Origin of the sequence: Pseudobythopirellula maris (genome assembly GCF_007859945.1) — a bacterium.
GTDB lineage: Bacteria > Planctomycetota > Planctomycetia > Pirellulales > Lacipirellulaceae > Pseudobythopirellula > Pseudobythopirellula maris.
The window spans coordinates 39,347-58,151 of sequence record NZ_SJPQ01000002.1 but is presented as its reverse complement, the minus strand read 5'-3'; the positions used below and the strand labels follow the sequence as shown (position 1 = coordinate 58,151).

Genomic DNA, 18,805 nt, shown 5'->3' with positions numbered 1-18,805 from the left:
CGAGTGGCCGGGGGCTATTTAGAAAGCACGAAGGTGGGACGCCGGAGTGACCCTGAGAGTCAGGGCCCCGGCGGTTTGGACCACACTTCCCCTACCCGTTTAACCGAGGGCGAAGCAGCAATGCCAAAGCAATCAAAACGCTACCGCGAGCTCGAGAAGAAAACCTCTAAAGACCCCCTGCCGCTCGGCCAGGCGGTTGAGAAGCTCAAGAAGTACGACGGCACGAAGTTCGACCAATCGGTCGAGGTCGCCATCCGGCTGGGCGTCGACCACACCCAGGCCGACCAGATCGTCCGCGGCTCGCTCGTGTTGCCGCACGGCATCGGCAAGCAGCAGCGGATCGTGGTGTTCGCCAAGGGCGACCAGGCCAAGGCGGCCGAAGAGGCCGGCGCCGACCACGTGGGCGACGACGAGCTCGCCAAGAAGATCATGGGCGGCTGGACCGACTTCGACGTCTGCATCGCCACGCCCGACATGATGAAGACCGTTGGCCCGTTGGGCCGGGTGCTTGGCCCCCGCGGCCTGATGCCCTCGCCCCGCGCCGGCACGGTGACGCCGGACGCCGCGACCACGGTGGCCGAGTACAAGGCGGGCAAGGTGGAGTTTCGCAACGACAAGGGCGGCAACGTGCAGGCCATCGTCGGCAAGCTGAGCTTCGACGCCGACAAGCTGGCGGGCAACATCCAAGCGTTTGTCGACAAGATCCTCGCCATGAAGCCCAACGCCGTGAAGGGCGTTTACGTGAAGGGCGCCTACATCTCGGCGACGATGAGCCCGAGCGTTCAGCTCGCCGTCTGACCCGCGCCTCCGCCCGGAGTCGGGCTCCCATCCACCTAAACGTTTTCATCAAACGGTTTTGTCATGAGCAAGCAAGTCAAACAGCTGATGATCGACGACCTCAAACGCCGCTGGGACGGCGTCGAGGAAGCGATCACGGTCGAGATGGCCCGCGTCGAGGCCAACGACTGCGTCGCGCTCCGCAAGCGGTTGCGTGAGAAGTCGATCCACGTGATGGTCGTCAAGAACAGCCTGGCCCGCCGGGCCTCGGAGGGGACGTCGCTGGCGCCCGCTTTCGAGGGAACGGACGGAGCGATGGCCGTGGTCTGGGGCGGCGAGGACATCGTCGACCTGGCCAAGGAAGTCACGGCCCTCGCCGATGACAAGGAGTACGAGGAGTTCAAGGCGAGCGGCGGGGTGCTCGACGGCGCCAAGCTCTCGGCCGACGAGGTCAAGGCCGTGAGCAAGTGGCCGACCCGCACCGAGATGCTCAGCACGCTGATGGGCCAAGTGATGGGTCCGGCCATGACGCTCAGCGCCCAGCTGTTGGGCCCGGCCAAGCAGCTCGCCAGCCAGGTCAAGCAGAAGTCCGAAGGCGACGAGGAGTAACCCTCCTTCGGAACGCGAGAAGCATCGACACGCGACCCAGATACCAGATTCAGAGACCAGACCCAGACCCAGACCGAGACGCGACGCGACTCGATCAAAGAGACGTCAAAAACAAAGCGGTCGTGGCGCAGCCTTAGCAGCGTTTGCCCGACCCGCTACGAGAGATTTCCCGCCGGTGCGGTCCGGCGGTAACCAAAGCAAGCACGGGGCTCGCCGGCCGAACTAGAGCGGCCCCATCGTTAGAAAGGGTGACAAAGATGAGCGACGAAGCCGTAATGGAATTCTCCGACGTGACGAAGGAGATGGGCGACAAGATTGTTGGTCTCACGCTCAAAGAGGCCAAGGAGCTGAGCGACTACCTGAAGGAAGTCCACGGCATCGAGCCCGCCGCCGGTGGCGGCGCGGTCGTGATGGCCGGTCCGGCTGACGGTGGTGGCGCCGCCGCTGCCGAAGAGCAGACCGAATTCGACGTGGTGCTCGATGGCTTCGGCGACAACAAGATCGCCGTGATCAAGGTCGTCCGCACCGCCACGGGCCTCGGCCTGAAGGAAGCCAAGGAGGCCGTCGAGGGCGCTCCGACCAAGGTCAAGGAAGGCGTCTCGAAGGAAGAGGCCGAGAAGGTCAAGGCCGATCTCGAAGGAGCCGGCGCCAGCGTCTCGATCAAGTAGCGATCGTACGTTGTCGAGCCGCTCGCACCGCCAGGCCGCCCGCACGGCCTGGCGAGCGCGACGGCGAGCGCCCACGCTTCTTCCCGGATCGCTGGATGAGATTGCCTCAGAGCTTTCCATACGCCCTTCATCGCCGGCGCACGCCGGCCCGCCCCCGGTGCGCCCCGAGCGCTCCGGCGGCGGGCCCGGTCGCGTTCCCCGCTGGGAACTCGCGCCGCGCCGCCCCTGTGCGCGCCCAAGCTGGGCGCGTGCCCGACGCGTTCCCGCGCCCGTAAAAACGCGCCCGTATTTAAAACGGAGTAGGCAGAACCATGGCCGTCACCGCTCAACGCCGCTTGCACGTTCCCGATGTCCGTCTCTACGGGAGCGAGCGTGTCCATCACGAGATCCCCGATCTGACGTCGATCCAGACCGTCAGCTACGCGCGGTTCCTGCAAAGCGACCCGGGCCCCTCGGGCAAACGGGATCCGGAGCAGGGCCTCGAGTCGGTCTTGCGTGAGATCTTCCCGATCGAGAGCTACGACAAGTCGATCTCGCTCAGCTACGTCCGCTACGAGCTCGGCAAGCCGCGCTACGAGCCGGACGAGTGCCGCCAGCTGCGCCTGACGTACGGCCGCCCGCTGCGGATCTGGCTGCGGCTCGACCGCGAGGAGCCGATCGAGGAAGAGGTCTACCTGGGCGACCTGCCGATCATGATGGGCGGCGGCGAGTTCATCATCAACGGCGCCGAGCGCGTGGTGGTGAGCCAGTTGCACCGCTCGCCGGGCATCGACTTCGTCTCCGAGATCGAGGCCGGCGACCGCAAGGTCTTCAGCTGCCGGGTGATCCCCGAGCGGGGCAGCTGGATCGAGATCAACACGACGAAGAAGGACAGCATCACGGTCCGCATCGACCAGAGCGGCAAGTTCTCGATCGTCACGCTGCTGCGGGCGATGGGCCCCGAGTTCGGGCTCGATGCGAACATCCTCCGCGCCTTCTACGACGTGACCAAGCAGAAGATCGTCGACGGCCGCAGCGTCGCGAAGATCGAGGGCAAGGTGGCGGTCGACGACATCGTGTTCCCGGTCGGCAGCGACCGCGCGGGCGAGATCATCGTCGAGTGCTCCCAGCGGATCACGAAGAATACGGCCGAGGTGATCTGCTCGTCGGGCGTGAAGGTGATCGAGGTGATGGACCCGCCGCCGAGCGCTCACCTGCTCAACGCGATGGCCGACGACGTCACCAGCAGCCACGAAGAGGCCCTGCTGCGGATCTACCAGCGGCTGCGTCCGGGCAACCCGCCGCAGCTGGAGAAGGCCCGCACGCTGTTCAACGAGAAGTTCTTCGACGCGAACCGCTACCGGCTCGGCCGCGTGGGTCGGTTCCGCATCAACCGCAAGCTCAACCTCGACGTGCCCGAGGAGGAGATGATCCTGCGGTCGGAGGACCTGATCGCGGCGGCGAAGTACATCCTCGAGCTCGCCTCGGGCACGGGCGAAGCCTACGTGGACGACATCGACCACCTCGGCAACCGGCGCCTGCGCACGATCGACGAGCTCGCCAACGACGAGCTCCGCAAGGGCTTCCTCAAGCTCCGCCGCACCGTGCAAGAGCGGATGAACCTCAAAGACGCGGAAGACATGACCCCGCGCAGCCTGATCAACCCGAAGAGCATCTCGGCGGCGATCGAGTACTTCTTCGGTCGCGGCGAGCTCTCGCAGGTCGTCGACCAGACGAACCCGCTGTCGATGCTCACGCACGAGCGTCGGCTCTCGGCCCTCGGCCCGGGCGGCCTCAACCGCAAGCGGGCCGGCTTCGAGGTGCGTGACGTTCACATCTCGCACTACGGCCGCATCTGCCCGATCGAGACGCCGGAAGGCACGAACATCGGCCTGATCTCGAGCCTCGCGATGTACGCGGCGGTGGACGATTACGGTTTCCTCGTGACGCCCTACCGCAAGGTCCAGAAGGGCAAGCTGCTCGACGAGGTCGTGTGGCTGCGGGCCGACGAAGAGCACGAGGCGTACGTCGCCTCGGCCGACGCCCCGGTGGAGAAGGGCAAGATAACGGGCGACACGCTCGTTGCCCGCTTCATGGCCGACTTCAGCTTGGTGCCGGTCGACAAGATCGAGTACATCGACGTGGCGCCGAGCCAGATGATCGGCGTGTCGGCCGGCCTGATCCCGTTCCTCGAGCACGACGACGCCAACCGCGCGCTCATGGGATCCAACATGCAGCGTCAGGCGGTGCCCCTGCTGGTGGCCGAGCCGCCGATCGTCGGCACCGGCCTGGAGCGTGAGGTCGCGCGGCACTCGGGCATGCTGGTCCGCGCCGGGCACAAGGGCACGATCACCTACGTCGACGCCACCCGCATCGAGATCGGCCCCGAGGTGCACCACCTCCGCAAGTTCGTGGGCCTCAACGAGCGGACCTGCCAGAACCAGAAGCCGATCGTCAAACCGGGCGACAAGGTCGAGAAGGGCCAGGTCATCGCCGACGGCGCCGCCACCTGGCAGGGCGACTTGGCCTTGGGCCGCAACGTGCTCGTCGCGTTCATGTCGTTCGAGGGCTACAACTTCGAGGACGCGATCATCCTCAGCGAAGAGCTGGTCCACAAAGACACCTACACCTCGATCCACATCGAGGAGTACGACGTCGAGATCCGCGAGACGAAGCTCGGCCGCGAGGAGTTCACTCGCGACATCCCGAACGTCAGCGAGAAGATGCTCCGCAACCTCGACGAGGGGGGCATCGTCCGCGTCGGAACGTTCGTCCGCCCGGGCGACATCCTGGTCGGCAAGGTCTCGCCCAAGAGCAAGACCGAGCTCACGCCGGAAGAGAAGCTGCTGCACGCCATCTTCGGCCGTGCGGGTGAAGACGTGAAGAACGACTCGCTCGAGGCCCCGTCGGGCGTCGAGGGGATCGTCATCGACACGCAGAAGTTCTCGCGTCGCATGAGCCTCACCGAGGAGGAACGCAAGGAGTTCGAGCGCACGCTCAAGAACGCCGAAGCCGAGGGCGCCGAGACGATCGCCAAGGCGTTCACCGAGCTGGTGACCGCCGTCGAGGGAGCGCTCAAGAAGAAGCTCACCGACGACGACGGGAACAGCCTGGTCCACGACCAGGACCCCAAGTTCGTCGCCGAGCAGGCGTCCAACTTCCGCCTCGAGCGCCTCGACATCCGCAGCCCCGAGCGGCAGAAGGAGATCGAGAAGCTTTACAAGCAGCTCTGGCCGGCCGTGGAAGAGGCGATCGACTCCCGCGATCGCACGATCAACAGCATGAAGCGGGGCGACGAGCTCCGCAGCGGCGTGCTGCAGATGGTCAAGGTTTACATCGCCACGAAGCGCGTGATCGCGGTGGGCGACAAGATGGCCGGCCGCCACGGCAACAAGGGTGTGATCTCGAAGATCATGCCCAAGGAAGACATGCCGTTCCTGCCGGACGGCACGCCGGTTCAGATCATGCTCAACCCGTTGGGCGTTCCGAGCCGCATGAACGTGGGGCAGATCCTCGAGACGCACCTCGGCTGGGCGGGCGCCCACCTCGGGTTCCGGGCGATCACCCCGGTGTTCGACGGCGCCAGCGAAGAGGAGATCAACGACGCGCTCGAAGAGGCCGGCCTGCCGCGGCACGGCAAGCCGCGCCTGAACGACGGCCGCACCGGCGAGCCGTTCGAGCAGGAGACCACCGTTGGTTACATCTACATGCTGAAGCTGCACCACTTGGTCGACGACAAGGTGCACGCCCGCAGCACGGGGCCTTACTCGCTGATCACGCAGCAGCCGCTGGGCGGCAAGGCTCGTTTCGGCGGTCAGCGTTTCGGCGAGATGGAAGTGTGGGCCCTGGAGGCGTACGGCGCCGCCTACATCCTGCAGGAGCTGCTCACGGTGAAGTCGGACGACGTCGAGGGCCGCACGAAGATCTACGAGTCGATGGTCAAGGGCGAGAACACGCTCGAGGCCGGCACGCCGGCGAGCTTCGACGTGCTCACCAACGAGATCCGCGGCCTGGGTCTGAATATGCAACTCGAGAAGCGGACGGTTTGACCAGCCGGCCAAGGGGTCTCACGCAAAGGCGCGAAGGCGCAAAGGGACAAGCGTGAGACCGATGCAAAACACCCTTTGCGCCTTCGCGTCTTTGCGTGAGGACAATTCCCACAGGAGTGCACGATGAGCTTGCTCGAAACCTCAAACTACGACCGCATCAACGACTACGCGTCGGTGAAGATCAGCCTCGCGCGGCCTCACGACATCCGCAGCTGGTCGTTCGGCGAGGTCAAGAAGCCCGAGACAATCAACTACCGGACCTACCGCCCCGAGAAGGACGGCCTGTTCTGCGAGCGGATCTTCGGGCCGGAGAAGGACTGGGAGTGCGCCTGCGGCAAGTACCGCGGCATGAAGTACAAGGGCATGATCTGCGACCGCTGTGGCGTGAAGGTCACGCACAGCCGCGTGCGTCGCAAGCGGATGGGCCACATCGAGCTCGCCGCGCCGATCGTGCACATCTGGTTCTTCAAGGCGATGCCGAGCCGCTTGGGCTCGCTGCTCGCGATGAAGACCACGAGCCTCGAGAAGGTGATCTACTTCCAAGACTACGTGGTCACCGACCCGGGCGACACGCCGCTCAAGATGCAGCAGCTGCTCACCGAAGAGGAGTACCGCACGGCGCGTGAGGAGTACGGCGAGGGGACGTTCGAGGCCGACATGGGCGCCGAGGCGATCCGCAAGCTGCTCGCGGCGCTCGACCTGGTGACGCTCTCCGAGCAACTGCGCGTCGACCTGAAAGAGACCGGCAGCAAGCAGAAGGCCAAGGACCTGATCGGCCGGCTCAAGACGGTCGAGTCGATCCGCGACTCGGACAACAAGCCCGAGTGGCTGGTGATGGACGTGGTCCCGGTGATCCCGCCCGACCTGCGTCCGCTGGTGCTGCTCGACAGCGGCAACTTCGCCACGAGCGACCTGAACGACCTCTACCGGCGGATCATCAACCGCAACAACCGGCTCAAGAAGCTGGTCGACCTGAACGCGCCCGAGGTGATCATCCGCAACGAGAAGCGGATGCTGCAGCAGAGTGTCGACGCGTTGTTCGACAACAACCGCTGCAAGCGGCCGGTGCTCGGCTCGAGCAACCGCCCGCTCAAGTCGCTCACCGACATGATCAAGGGCAAGCAGGGGCGGTTCCGCGAGAACCTGCTCGGCAAGCGGGTCGACTACTCGGCGCGCAGCGTGATCGTCGTCGGCCCGTCGCTCCGCCTGCACCAGTGCGGCTTGCCCAAGAAGATCGCGCTGGAGCTCTACCAGCCGTTCATCATCCGGCGCCTGAAGGAGCTCGGCCACGCCGACACGATCAAGTCGGCCAAGAAGATGCTGGAGCGCAAGGACGAGGAGGTTTGGGACATCCTCGAAGAGGTGATCACCAACCACCCGGTGCTCCTGAACCGGGCGCCCACGCTGCACCGCATGGGCATCCAGGCGTTCGAGCCGATGCTGGTCGAGGGCAACGCGATCAACCTGCACCCGCTCGTGTGCAAAGGCTTCAACGCCGACTTCGACGGCGACCAGATGGCCGTCCACCTGCCGCTCTCGATCGAGGCCCAGGTCGAAGCGCACACGCTGATGATGAGCACGCACAACATCTTCAGCCCGGCCAACGGCGCCCCGGTTATCAGCCCGTCGCAAGACGTGGTGATGGGTTGCTACTACATCACGATGGACGTGCCCGAGGCCCCCGGCGACGGGATGGCGTTCAGCAGCTTCGCCGAAGTCGAGATGGCCTACTCGCTCGGCAAGGCGCACACGCACGCGCGGATCAAGTTCCGCCTCAAGCCGGACCAGTGCCTCCGCGAGGAGCACGGCGACCCATCCAAGGCGGGCCGCGTGATCGACACCACGATCGGCCGGGTGTTCTTCAACGAGATCCTGCCCGAGGGCATGCCGTACTACAACGTGGCGCAGCGCTCCAGCGAGCTCTCCAAGGTGGTGAGCGACTGCTACGAGTTTCTCGGCCGGCGCCGCACGATCGACCTGCTAGACGACATGAACCGCATCGGCTTCCGCACGTCGACGCTCAGCGGCTTGTCGTTCGGCACCGACGACCTGGTGACGCCCGACACGAAGGGCAAGATCATCGGCTTCGCCGAGAAGGAAGTGCTCAAGCGTAACAAGCTTTACCAGCGGGGCATCATCACCGAGGGCGAGCGTTACAACGGCGTGCTCGACGCCTGGACCCACGCCCGCGAAGAGATCACCACCGAGATGATGAGCGCGCTGGAGGTCGACTACCGCGGCAACCAGTACGTCAACCCGATCTATCTGATGGCGCACTCCGGTGCCCGAGGCGGTGTGGAGCAGATGCGTCAGCTCGGCGGCATGCGTGGCCTGATGGCCAAGCCGTCCGGCAAGATCATCGAGACGCCGATCAAGGCGAACTTCCGCGAGGGCCTGACGGTGCTCGAGTACTTCAGCTCGACGCACGGCGCCCGCAAGGGCTTGGCCGACACGGCCCTGAAGACGGCCGACTCCGGTTACCTCACGCGTAAGCTCGCCGACGTCGCCCAGAACGTGGTGGTGACGATGGACGACTGCGGCACGACGCAGGGCATCACCAAGGGCGTGATCTACCGCGGCGAGAAGGTCGAGGTCGGCCTGTCGGAGCTGATCCGCGGCCGGGTGAGCCGTCAAAGCATCGTCAACCCGATCACCGACGAGGTGATCGTGGCCGAGAGCGAGATGATCACCGCCGAGATCGCCCGCAAGATCGAGGAGCTCGGCCTGGAGAAGATCCAGGTCCGCAGCCCGATGACCTGCGTCGCCCCGCTCGGCATCTGCCGGCGTTGCTACGGCATGGACATGTCGACCGGCTCGATGGTCGAAGAGGGCATGGCGGTGGGCATCATCGGCGCCCAGAGCATCGGCGAGCCCGGCACGCAGCTGACGATGCGGACGTTCCACATCGGCGGCGTCGGCAACCGCGACATCGAGCAGAGCGAGATCAAGGCCACCAAGGGCGGCAAGGTCCGCTTCGCCAAGCTCAACGCGGTGCGCAACGACTCGGACGAGCTGGTCGTGCTCGGCCGGAACGGCGAGCTGGCGTTGGTCGACGACCGCGGCCGCGAGATCGAGAAGTACGAGATCCCGACCGGCTCGGTGATCAAGCACAACGAAGGCGACGAGGCCAAGATCGGCGACGTGCTCTGCGAGTGGGACCCGCACTCGATCCCGATTCTCGCCGAGACCGGCGGCGTGATCCGCTACGAGGACCTGACGCCGGGCGAGACGATCCGCGGCGAGAAGGACCCCTCGGGCCTGATGCGTTACGTGGTCATGGAGCACAAGGGCGACCTGCACCCGCAGATCGTGGTCGAAGACCCGAAGGACGGCAAAGTCCTCGACTTCTACTACATGCCCGAGAAGGCGCGGCTCGAGGTCGAGGCCGGCACCAAGATCAACGCCGGCGCCCTGATCGCCAAGACGCCGCGTGAAGCGGGCGGCACCCAAGACATCACCGGTGGTCTGCCGCGGGTCACCGAGATCTTCGAGGCTCGCAAGCCGAAGGATCCCTCGGTCATCGCCGAGATCGACGGCGTCGTGGAGATCATGGCCGAGAAGAAACGCGGCAAGCGTTCGATCATGGTCCGCAACGAGGCGGGCATCGAGCGCGAGCACCTGGTGACGCACAACAAGCACCTCCGCGTCCACTCGGGCGACATCGTCAAGGCGGGCGACTCGCTGGTCGATGGCCCGCTCGTGCCGCACGACATCCTGCGTGTCTCGGGCGAAGAGGCGGTGCAGCAGTACCTCACCCGCGAGATCCAGAACGTTTACCGCAGCCAGCGGGTGGACATCAACGACAAGCACATCGAGATCATCGTTTCGCAGATGCTGCGGAAGGTGAAGATCGAGTCGCCCGGCGACACGAACCTGCTGCCCGGTTCGGTGCTCGACAAGTACGACTTCCGCCAGGCGAACGACGCGCTCAACGACTGCCTGAAGATCAGCGCGAAGGGCGACAGCGACTTCGCCGAGGATTCGATCGTTCCCAAGGCGGTGCTCGAGCAGGCGAACGCCCAGATCGAGACCCTCGGCGGCGATGTCGCCAAGGGCGTCAAGCCGAAGAAGGCGACCGCCAGCACGCAGCTCTTGGGCATCACCAAGGCGAGCGTGCAGAGCTCGTCGTTCATCTCGGCCGCGAGCTTCCAGGAAACGACCAAGGTGCTCACCGAGGCGGCCCTCGGCGGCCGGACGGACAACCTGGTCGGCCTGAAGGAGAACGTGATCCTGGGCCACCTGATCCCGGCCGGCACCGGCTTCCGCAGCATCCAAGAGGCCGAGGTCCGCATCCGGCCCGAGGCCCTCGAGGCCCTGGCGGTGGAGACCGCCAGCGTGCTGGAGCGGTCGTTCCCGCTGTTGGGCGCCGGCGACGACGGCGCCGCTGCTGGCGGCGTGCAGCCGACGGCCCCCCCGGCCGAGCCGACTTCCAGCGAGCCCGCCCCGAGCGGCCTCGACGCCCTGCTGGGTTCGGGCGGCGACGCGACGGACGAATCGTAAGCGACCGACCAGGCGTATCGGCCTTCGAGTAAGGTCGATACGCCGAGAGAAACTGCCGATTAGCACCATCTTGCGGGCCTCCCGCCCGGCGCAAGCCGGGAGTCGCGCCCGATCGACGTTGGGCCCGGTTGACACCCCGGCCGAAAACCCCCATATTGCTGGACTTCCCTCCGCCCGACGCCCCGCGCCGGGCGGACGCCAAATCACCGAGCGGCTCTCTCCGAGCCCCCTAAAGCTGCAGATTACGCATGCCAACGATCAACCAGCTCGTCCGCAAGAACCGCAAGAAGAAGCGCACCAAGTCCAAGGCGCCCGTCTTGGAGAAGTGCCCCTTCAAGCGTGGCGTTTGTCTGCAGGTGCGGACCATGACGCCCAAGAAGCCGAACTCGGCTCTGCGGAAGATCACCCGTGTGCGTCTGTCCAACGGCAAGGAAGTCACGGTCTACATCCCGGGCGAAGGCCACACGCTGCAGGAGCACAGCATCGTGCTGGTCCGCGGCGGCCGCGTCCGCGACCTGCCGGGCGTCCGCTACCAGGTGGTCCGCGGCGCCTTGGACACGCTCGGCGTGTCCGACCGCAAGCAGTCCCGCAGCCGCTACGGAGCCAAGAAAGAAGGCTCCAAGGGCAAGAAGAAGTAACGAAGCGATCGGCTGTCAGCTTTTAGCTCTCAGCTAGATTGATTTAAACCATATTCCAATAGCTGACCGCTGACAGCTGACCGCTGACAGCTAAATACCATGGCCCGCATCACCGCCAGCCGCAAGCAACTCAAGCCCGATCCGATCCACGGTTCGCTCCTCGCCGCGAAGTTCATCAACTGCTTGATGAACGACGGCAAGAAGAGCACCGCCCAGCGGGTGTTCTACGACGCCCTGGACGTGATCAAGGAGCGGGTCGAAGACGTCGAGCCGATCGACGTGTTCACCCAGGCGATCGAGAACGTGAAGCCCTCGATCGAGGTCCGCTCGAAGCGCGTCGGCGGCGCCGCCTACCAGGTGCCGATGCAGGTCAACCGCACGCGTCAGCAGTCGCTCGCGATCCGCTGGCTGCTGCTCGCCGTCCGCGACAAGAAGGGCCGCCCGATGCACCTGAAGCTCGCCGACGAGCTCACGGCCGCCTACAACCGCGAGGGCGTGGCCATGACCCGCCGCGACAACGTCCACCGCATGGCCGACGCCAACAAGGCCTTCGCCCACTTCGCGTGGTGAGCGAGAGAGACCCATTCCAGTGAGACAATGGGGCCAGGGGTCGGAGGTCAGGGTTCTGTGATAGAATCCTGACCCTCGGCCCCTGGCTTTTTTTGTGCGCTAACAAGAAGAACCGCCAAGACGCCAAGGACGCCAAGAAGAATGATTTGACGTGTGAATGTGGGCGGTGTCTGTGACGCCGACAACGGCGCGCCAGCCGCTTGTTGCTCGCAGCGCGATATCGGCGTCGGAGACGCCTCCCACAGCGATGTTATTTTGTGAGGTCTTGGCGATATTGGCGTCTTGGCGGTTCCCTCCTGCTGACCTCCCACCTCTCACCTCCGACCACTCCACTCTCCCGTGCCCGACTTCACCAAGCTCCGCAACCTCGGCGTCATCGCGCACATCGACGCGGGTAAGACCACGGTCACCGAGCGGATGCTCTACCTGTCGGGCGCCCGGCACCGGGCCGGCGAGGTCGACCTCGGCACCACCACCACGGACGACGACGCCGAGGAGCAGGAACGCGGGATCACGATCTACTCGGCCTGCGTGCAGATGCCGTGGAAGGACGTGCGGATCAACCTGATCGACACGCCGGGGCACGTCGACTTCACGGCCGAGGTCGAGCGATCGCTGCGCGTGCTCGACGGCGCCGTGGTGGTGTTCAGCGCTAGAGAGGGCGTCGAGGCGCAGAGCGAGACCGTTTGGCGTCAGGCCAACCGCTACCACGTGCCGCGTCTGGCGTTCATCAACAAGCTCGACCGCGAGGGCGCCGACTGGGAGGCCGTGCTCGAGGAGATCGAGAACCGGTTGGGCGCCACGCCGATCGCGTTGCAGATCCCCGCCGGCCAGGGCCCTCCGCACCAGGACGACCCGTTCCGCGGCGTGGTGGACCTGATCCGCATGCGGCTGCTCACGTTCCCCGGCGGCAAGGAGGGACGCGAGGTCAAGGAAGAGGACGTGCCGGAGGAGCTGGCGGTCGAGGCGCAGCTGTGGCGCGAGCGGATGGTCGAGCAGCTCTGCGACTTCAGCGACGAGCTGATGGAGCTCGCCCTGAGCGGCGAGCCGATCCCCGAGACGCTGCTCAAGAAGGTGATCCGCGCGGCCACGGTGCACGAGCAGGTGCAGCCGGTGCTGGTCGGCTCGGCGCTGCACGGCATGGGGGTGCAGCCGCTCTTGGACGCGGTGGCCGACTACCTGCCGCACCCGCTCGAGATGCCCCCCGTGGTGGGCGAGGCGCCAGCCGGCAAGGCGGCGACCAAGAAGCAGCGCCGCGCGGCGAAGGCCCACGCCGACGACGGCGAGCAGGGCGCCAAGGGCAATCGCATCGCCCGCAAGCCCGACCCCGCCGAGCCGTTCTGCGGCTTGGTCTTCAAGATCCTGCCGTTCAAGACGGGCGACCTCTACTGGGTGCGCATCTACTCGGGCGTGCTCAAGCCGAACAGCCGCGTGATGAACGCCGGCCGCGACCTCAAGGAGAACGTCTCGCAGATCTGGCGGATCCACGCGACGAAGAAGGACGAGCAACTCGAAGCCGCCGAGGCGGGCGAGATCGTCGCGTTGCTCGGCCTGCGCGACTCGGTCACCGGCGACACGCTCTGCGACGCCGCGGCGCCGATCGTCCTGGAGTCGATCGAGTTCCCCGACACGGTCATCTCGATGGCGATCGAGGCGGAGAACTCGACCGAGAAGAAGAAGATGGGCGAGGTGCTCGCGATGCTCCGCAAGCAAGATCCCACCTTCCGCGCCGAGGAGAACGAGGAGACGGGCCAAACGCTCATCAGCGGCATGGGCGAGCTGCACCTGGAGGTGATCCAGCACCGCCTGGCCAGGGACTTCGGCCTGAAGGTGAAGGTCCACAAGCCGCGCGTCAGCTACCGAGAGACCATCGGCGGCAAGGCCGAGGTCACCGGCGAGTGCCACCGGCTGATGAACGGCGTGCAGCACACCGCGGCGGTGCGGGTGCGCGTCGAGCCGTTCACGCCCACCGGCCCGTTGGCCGCGGTGGCGCCGCCGGTCGTTGTGTCGGTCGCCCCGGGCCACGGCCTGCCAGACGAGTTCCTCAACGTGGTGGTTGAGGAGCTGGAGAACGCGGCCGGCGGCGGCGGCTCGGTTGGCTTCCCGCTGATGCGGATGAAGGTGACGGTCACCGGCGGCGAGGTCCACGAGACCGACTCCACGGAGATCGCCTTCCGCACCGCCGCGTCGCTGGCGTTCGACAAGGGCCTGCGCGAGGCGGGCGTCGTGCTGCTCGAGCCGATCATGAAGCTCGAGATCACCGCGCCCGAGAACCACGTGGGCGACCTGGTGGGCGACCTGCAGCAGCGCCGCGCGATCATCCACCGCACCGAGCAGCGCGGCGCCGACACGGTGCTGCTGGCCGAGGCCCCGCTGGCCAACCTGTTCGGCTACTCGAGCGCGATGCGATCCTTGAGCCAAGGACGCGCCGGTTGCTCGATGACCCCCAGCGGCTACTCCGCGGCGCCCGACGAGGTGCTGCAGAAGTTCCTGGGCGAGTGAAAGCCGCCTAGGCGGCGGGAGCAAAAGTGCGATGCGATTCACGACCGGATGGCTGCTCCTGACCGCTCTGGTCTTCGCCGTGGCGGCGGCTGTTTGGACCTCGCCGCTTTTCGGCGTGTGGGGCGAGCAGCTGCGATGGTATTACGCCCCCGGGGTAGCGACCTTCGCTCTGCTGGTTTCCTTGGCCTTGCACCCACGCACTCGCAAGCCGCCGCTGCTGGCAGGGGCGGTTCTCTGCGCGTTCGTTCTGCTCGCCCCTTGGACGCTGCACTGGTACGCCTGGAACGTGCTGGGCGACCAGACGGCGAACATCGGCCTCGGCATGCTGCTACTGGCGTTGCCGGTGTTGGCCCCCGTGGCGGCGTTGTGCGGGGTTCTGCCGCTGGGCTGGTTGGTTGGTTTTATTCGCGGGCGAAATGACCAGGGAGCCCACGCAGGTTTGGCCCCGGTTCCTCCGACGGTGCGGCAGAGCGACCCCAGCGATCGCTTGGGGGAGTGAGCCGCTAGCCGAGCGTCGCCAGCAGGGAGCAAACAACCGCTCTAGTAGGCCGGCGCTCCGGTTTTGTCCGCATTGGCTATGGGGCTAGCCGCAGCGCCATTGCCGGCAAGGCGGCGTTTGGTTCGAGCGGGTGTCAGACGGCGCGATTTAGGTTGTGGGTCCCGGTGCGGGGGGATAGGATGTTTGTGTGGTCGCGGCGGAGCCGCCGCGGTCGTCCCATTGATTCACTACCTATGAATGCACCATGATCGCACGTTTCTGCACCGCTTTATTGCTGCTCGTTGCTCTTGGAGCCTCACCGGCGTTGGCTTCGATCCAGCAGGATGGTTTTGGCGTCCCGCAAGGCGCCGGGACCGCTGTCGCCAATGAAGCGTTGGGCGAGATCACGTTCGAGTGGACGGCCACGCCCTTCACGGCGTTTCTCGAATTCACAAGCCTGACGTCGTTCGACCTCTTCCTGGACTCGTTCGTTAGCAACGGCGCAGCGAACGACGTGACCGGGTACACGTTCGACCTCCTGGACAGTCCTGGCGGCAGCGCGGTGCTGCGTTACACCAATGAGACAAACTTCGCCAACAGCTCGGTTCCGCCGGTGCAGGGCAACACGAATCTGTTTGGCCTGCCGGGGGCGACCAACGGCTCTAACCCGGTCGCCGAGGCCAACCCGCTGACCCCGCTGCTCACCGGCTTCTCCGCCGGCTCCTACCGCCTAGGCGTGTACGACAGCGCGGCGCCGAACACAGCGACCGCCGGGTTCCGTATCGCCGAGTCCGCCACGGCCCAGGTCCCCGAAGCCGTCAGCGGCATGATCTGGGTGATGGGCGCCTTGCTGGTGGGCGGCGTGTCGCGCTTCCGGACCAAGTAGCGACCGACCGGGCGTGCGAACCAAATCGAATAAGAAGCGTCGAGGCTGCCAATCGCAGCCTCGACGCTTTTTGTATGGTTCGCTTCTTGCGCAGGCCGGCGGACACGTCGTGCGTGTACGGCGCCGGCTCCGACTTTGGTAGTCACCCCCGGCGTGAACCCGAGTGACGCCGGAGAAGAAATATTCACGGACGATCGCCGATCATCGCGGATGCGAAACGGCATGTCAGCCAATGCCGGCCGACGCTGCGGACGGCGTCCGTGATAGTGCGGATCGCACGGATGCGTAGCGTGTGTGGCGGTGTGATTCGACGTCGATAAGGCGAAAACAACGCTACGGCTAGCGGTAGTGCGATCTAGACCCTCGCGTATCGGCCGCAAACTTCTTAGCCGAGTCCGGCGTTCAGCCACCGCCGCCACGCCAGACGCGTCAGCACGACGCCGGCCAGGGCAAAGACGCCCGCCGCCACGATGAAGTACAGGCCCCCCACCGATTCGCGGTTGAGCCACCACGGCGTGACGGCGGCGATCGTGAGGAACGACGCCACTAACGTGAGAGCGCCCCGCAGCAGACCGATGCGATACGACGCGAGGTAGATCTCCCACCCGCCGACGAACACATTGCACGCCAGCGAGAAAAGAGCGAATGGCGCGATCACCGCCGTCATCGCGGGCGACGCCAAGTCGGGCCGGAACACCCCAATCACGTAAACCAAGAGCGCCGCGTGGGCGAGCCACAGCCACGCGGCGTCCCACACTAGCGGCGTTAGCACACCACGCATGTAATCGCGACGCGTCATCGGCAGCAGCAGCTCACGCTCCATCTGAGGCCGCCGCTGGGCAAGTTTCCCGGCCGCTGACGCCGGCACAAAGCATGCGAACATCAGCAGGAGATAAACGATCATGCCGTCGTTCAGCCGGTCCAGTGCCGGCCCGTACATCACGAGCGCCGCGGTGAACAGCGCGCCTTGATAAACGAAGACCCAACCGGCGCGGACATGCGATTCAAGCGGGCTGTAGCCGCATCGCAGCAATTGCGCCGGACGGGGCGAGTCGGCGAGCAGGCGGTCGGTCGCCTTGTCGTACGGGGCGTGCACCCTCCCGTGACCGGGGGCGAAATTGCCCTGCTCAACCCGCCCAGAATGCGTATCGCACGGGTAAGCGGCGGCGAGAGGGGCGCCCTGGTAGTCGCGGCGTTCCGCGTTGAGTGTCGCCAGCCGCTGGAGCCACACACCGACGAGCGACCAGGAGACCAGCAGCACCCCGACCCGGGCCAAGTCCCCCGCGCCCTCCGCGCCGCTCGGCGCCAGCCACCACCGGCCCACGGCCGGGAGCCAGGCGGCGCCAAACAGGGACATCAACACCGCGACCGAGGCGAGGGTCCCTGCGTGCTGCCCGACCAGCGCCAGCGCGCCGACCGTAGCGCAAAAGGCGGTGAGCCCAATCGGATCGACGCTCAATAGCCACGCCGCGACGGGCGGCGCGGCCGCCAGCGAGACCGCCACCACAGCCACAGGCACGCCCAAGTGGGGCGCTCGGTACCCGGGGACGAGCCGCGCGGCGGGGGTGGCGAACTGTCGCTTCGCGAGAACGGCGACCGCCAAAGGGACGGTGAACGCCGCCCCCCAGGCGAAGTTGAGGATCATGCTGTAGTAGTACGTGTGGCCCCGCCCGGCGGTGGCGCCTGCGCTCGCTACCGCCAGGACCGCAAGCCAGAGGCCGAGCCCCACTAACACCCAAGGGAGTGTGGTGTAAACACTCGCGGCGCTCCGCAGTCGGGCAAGGAGTGGCGTGCAAACACTAGTGGCTAAGGCCATCGTGCATCTCCAAGAAGATCTCTTCGAGGTTCAGGTCGTCCACCGCGACGTCGGCGTCCCAGCGGCTGGCGAGCTCGTTGGCCGTCTCGGGTTGGTAATCGGCAACCGTGACGGTCGCCAAGCTGCCGGCGACGTGCGTCGATAACGCTCCGGGCACGGCGAAGCCATCGGGAATCGCTCCGTTGTGGCTAGTGAGCCGCAGCCGCTTGACGCTCTCCTTGAGCGTGTCGAGCTCGCTGTCGAACGCGACCCGTCCGTTCTGCAGCACCGCCACGCGGTTGGCGATCCGCTCCAGGTCGCTGGTGATGTGCGTGCTGAACAGCACCGACCGCTGAGGGCCACTCTCGTCCGACTCGACGGCGATGTCGATCAAGGTGCGGAGGAACTCGCGTCGCGCCGACGGATCGAGGCTCGCCACCGGCTCGTCGAGCACCAGCAGGTCGGGCTCGTGCCCCAGGGCCAATACCAGGCCGAGCGTCTGCAGCTGACCGACCGACAGCACGCCCGTGCGGTCTTCGAGCGGCAGGTCCCAGCGGCGGCAGAGGTCGTCGGCCAGCGCGTGGTTCCAGCCGGTGTAGAACGCGGCGGTGTAGGCGATCATCTGACGGACCCGCATCCAAGGGTAGGCGGTCACCTGTTGCGGCACGTAGCCGAGCCGCGCTTTGGCGCCGGCCGACAGGTCCCACGCGTCTTCGCCGAACACCCGGGCCTCGCCCGCGGTGGTTCTCAGCAGCCCCAACAGGCACTTGATCAGCGTGCTCTTGCCGGAGCCGTTCTTGCCCAACAGCCCGAGCACCTGGCCCGGCTCCAAGAGCAGGCTGGCGTCGTGCAACACGACCTTCTCGCCGAACGACTTGCCCAGACGCACGGCCTGAAGCGGAGGTTCCGTAGCGATGGCGTTCACTGGTGGCGCTCCTTGAGCTGGGATTCGATGACTTGCCTCACCTGCGCCTCGCTGAGCCCCAGTTGGGCCGCGCGGTGCAAGGCGGGGGCGAGGAGTTCTTGGAACTGGCGCTTGCGCTGGGTGAGGGTCGCGGCGTTGTCGCCCGGCTCTCGGACACGCATGCCGCGGCCGCGCTCGCGCTCCACGAGCCCCTCGCTCTCGAGTTGCGAGTACGCCTTGCTTACGGTCATCGGGTTGACGTCCGCCGCGCGGGCGACCTCTCGGACACTCGGCAGCAACTCCCCCGCCTTCAGCCGGCCGCCGGCCACGAGCGCGTACGCCTGGTCGACGATCTGCTGATAGATCGGCGCCCCGGAGGAGGCGCGGAGGTCGAAGGGGGAGGGCTGTCTGTCCATGTGTACCAATACACTAATACACCTGGGCGGACCG

General features: G+C 66.2%; 13 protein-coding genes. 10 read left to right on the top strand and 3 right to left on the bottom strand.

All coding sequences use genetic code 11. The features are described 5' to 3' along the window. Window positions 1-120 precede the first annotated feature (120 nt). The 10 genes from rplA (at window position 121) to Mal64_RS07925 (ending at window position 15,656) form a co-directional block, all read left to right on the top strand. Window positions 121-798: a 50S ribosomal protein L1 gene (gene rplA, locus Mal64_RS07970; protein WP_146398943.1), complete on the top strand. Its 678-nt coding sequence runs from the start codon at window positions 121-123 to the stop codon at window positions 796-798. A 63-nt stretch (window positions 799-861) separates the two neighbouring features. After that, window positions 862-1,386: a 50S ribosomal protein L10 gene (gene rplJ / locus Mal64_RS07965; protein ID WP_146398941.1), complete on the top strand. Its 525-nt coding sequence runs from the start codon at window positions 862-864 to the stop codon at window positions 1,384-1,386. A gap of 257 nt (window positions 1,387-1,643) precedes the next feature. Then, on the top strand, window positions 1,644-2,054 hold the full coding sequence (rplL, locus tag Mal64_RS07960) for a 50S ribosomal protein L7/L12 (protein WP_146398939.1): 411 nt from the start codon (window positions 1,644-1,646) through the stop codon (window positions 2,052-2,054). A 311-nt stretch (window positions 2,055-2,365) separates the two neighbouring features. Next, window positions 2,366-6,082 (top strand): DNA-directed RNA polymerase subunit beta, encoded by a 3,717-nt coding sequence (gene rpoB, locus Mal64_RS07955; protein WP_146398937.1) that lies wholly within the window; start codon window positions 2,366-2,368, stop codon window positions 6,080-6,082. Between the two features lie 123 nt (window positions 6,083-6,205). Next, window positions 6,206-10,582, top strand: coding sequence for a DNA-directed RNA polymerase subunit beta' (gene rpoC / locus Mal64_RS07950; protein ID WP_146398935.1), 4,377 nt, complete (start codon window positions 6,206-6,208; stop codon window positions 10,580-10,582). A gap of 248 nt (window positions 10,583-10,830) precedes the next feature. Continuing rightward, on the top strand, window positions 10,831-11,220 hold the full coding sequence (rpsL, locus tag Mal64_RS07945) for a 30S ribosomal protein S12 (protein ID WP_146398933.1): 390 nt from the start codon (window positions 10,831-10,833) through the stop codon (window positions 11,218-11,220). A 99-nt stretch (window positions 11,221-11,319) separates the two neighbouring features. Further along, a complete protein-coding gene (gene rpsG / locus Mal64_RS07940) occupies window positions 11,320-11,790 on the top strand; it encodes a 30S ribosomal protein S7 (protein WP_146398931.1) in 471 nt (156 codons plus the stop codon). 339 nt (window positions 11,791-12,129) lie between these two features. Further along, window positions 12,130-14,292, top strand: a complete 2,163-nt coding sequence (gene fusA, locus Mal64_RS07935; RefSeq protein WP_146398929.1) for an elongation factor G — start codon at window positions 12,130-12,132, stop codon at window positions 14,290-14,292. A 31-nt stretch (window positions 14,293-14,323) separates the two neighbouring features. Then, on the top strand, window positions 14,324-14,791 hold the full coding sequence (locus tag Mal64_RS07930) for a hypothetical protein (protein WP_146398927.1): 468 nt from the start codon (window positions 14,324-14,326) through the stop codon (window positions 14,789-14,791). Between the two features lie 244 nt (window positions 14,792-15,035). Continuing rightward, window positions 15,036-15,656, top strand: coding sequence for a hypothetical protein (locus Mal64_RS07925; RefSeq protein ID WP_146398925.1), 621 nt, complete (start codon window positions 15,036-15,038; stop codon window positions 15,654-15,656). Between the two features lie 385 nt (window positions 15,657-16,041). Here Mal64_RS07925 and Mal64_RS07920 read toward each other — a convergent pair whose 3' ends face one another. The 3 genes from Mal64_RS07920 to Mal64_RS07910 are packed head-to-tail and all read right to left on the bottom strand — an operon-like array spanning window position 16,042 to window position 18,771. Then, window positions 16,042-17,472, bottom strand: coding sequence for a hypothetical protein (locus Mal64_RS07920; RefSeq protein WP_146398923.1), 1,431 nt, complete (start codon window positions 17,470-17,472; stop codon window positions 16,042-16,044). Then, window positions 17,456-18,376, bottom strand: a complete 921-nt coding sequence (locus tag Mal64_RS07915) for an ABC transporter ATP-binding protein (RefSeq protein ID WP_231993631.1) — start codon at window positions 18,374-18,376, stop codon at window positions 17,456-17,458. The genes Mal64_RS07920 and Mal64_RS07915 overlap by 17 nt, the downstream gene beginning before the upstream one ends. Further along, window positions 18,373-18,771, bottom strand: a complete 399-nt coding sequence (locus Mal64_RS07910) for a GntR family transcriptional regulator (protein WP_146398921.1) — start codon at window positions 18,769-18,771, stop codon at window positions 18,373-18,375. Before Mal64_RS07910 ends, Mal64_RS07915 begins: the two co-directional genes overlap by 4 nt. Between the last annotated feature and the right edge of the window lie 34 nt (window positions 18,772-18,805).

What these genes read in the sequence shown, in the direction of transcription:
- rplJ (WP_146398941.1), top strand. Translation starts at nt 862, where the DNA reads ATGAGCAAGCAAGTCAAACAGCTGATGATCGACGACCTCAAACGCCGC.
- Mal64_RS07920 (WP_146398923.1), bottom strand. Translation starts at nt 17,472, where the DNA reads ATGGCCTTAGCCACTAGTGTTTGCACGCCACTCCTTGCCCGACTGCGG.
- Mal64_RS07910 (WP_146398921.1), bottom strand. Translation starts at nt 18,771, where the DNA reads ATGGACAGACAGCCCTCCCCCTTCGACCTCCGCGCCTCCTCCGGGGCG.
- rpoB (WP_146398937.1), top strand. Translation starts at nt 2,366, where the DNA reads ATGGCCGTCACCGCTCAACGCCGCTTGCACGTTCCCGATGTCCGTCTC.
- Mal64_RS07930 (WP_146398927.1), top strand. Translation starts at nt 14,324, where the DNA reads ATGCGATTCACGACCGGATGGCTGCTCCTGACCGCTCTGGTCTTCGCC.
- rplL (WP_146398939.1), top strand. Translation starts at nt 1,644, where the DNA reads ATGAGCGACGAAGCCGTAATGGAATTCTCCGACGTGACGAAGGAGATG.
- rplA (WP_146398943.1), top strand. Translation starts at nt 121, where the DNA reads ATGCCAAAGCAATCAAAACGCTACCGCGAGCTCGAGAAGAAAACCTCT.
- rpsL (WP_146398933.1), top strand. Translation starts at nt 10,831, where the DNA reads ATGCCAACGATCAACCAGCTCGTCCGCAAGAACCGCAAGAAGAAGCGC.
- Mal64_RS07925 (WP_146398925.1), top strand. Translation starts at nt 15,036, where the DNA reads ATGATCGCACGTTTCTGCACCGCTTTATTGCTGCTCGTTGCTCTTGGA.
- rpoC (WP_146398935.1), top strand. Translation starts at nt 6,206, where the DNA reads ATGAGCTTGCTCGAAACCTCAAACTACGACCGCATCAACGACTACGCG.
- rpsG (WP_146398931.1), top strand. Translation starts at nt 11,320, where the DNA reads ATGGCCCGCATCACCGCCAGCCGCAAGCAACTCAAGCCCGATCCGATC.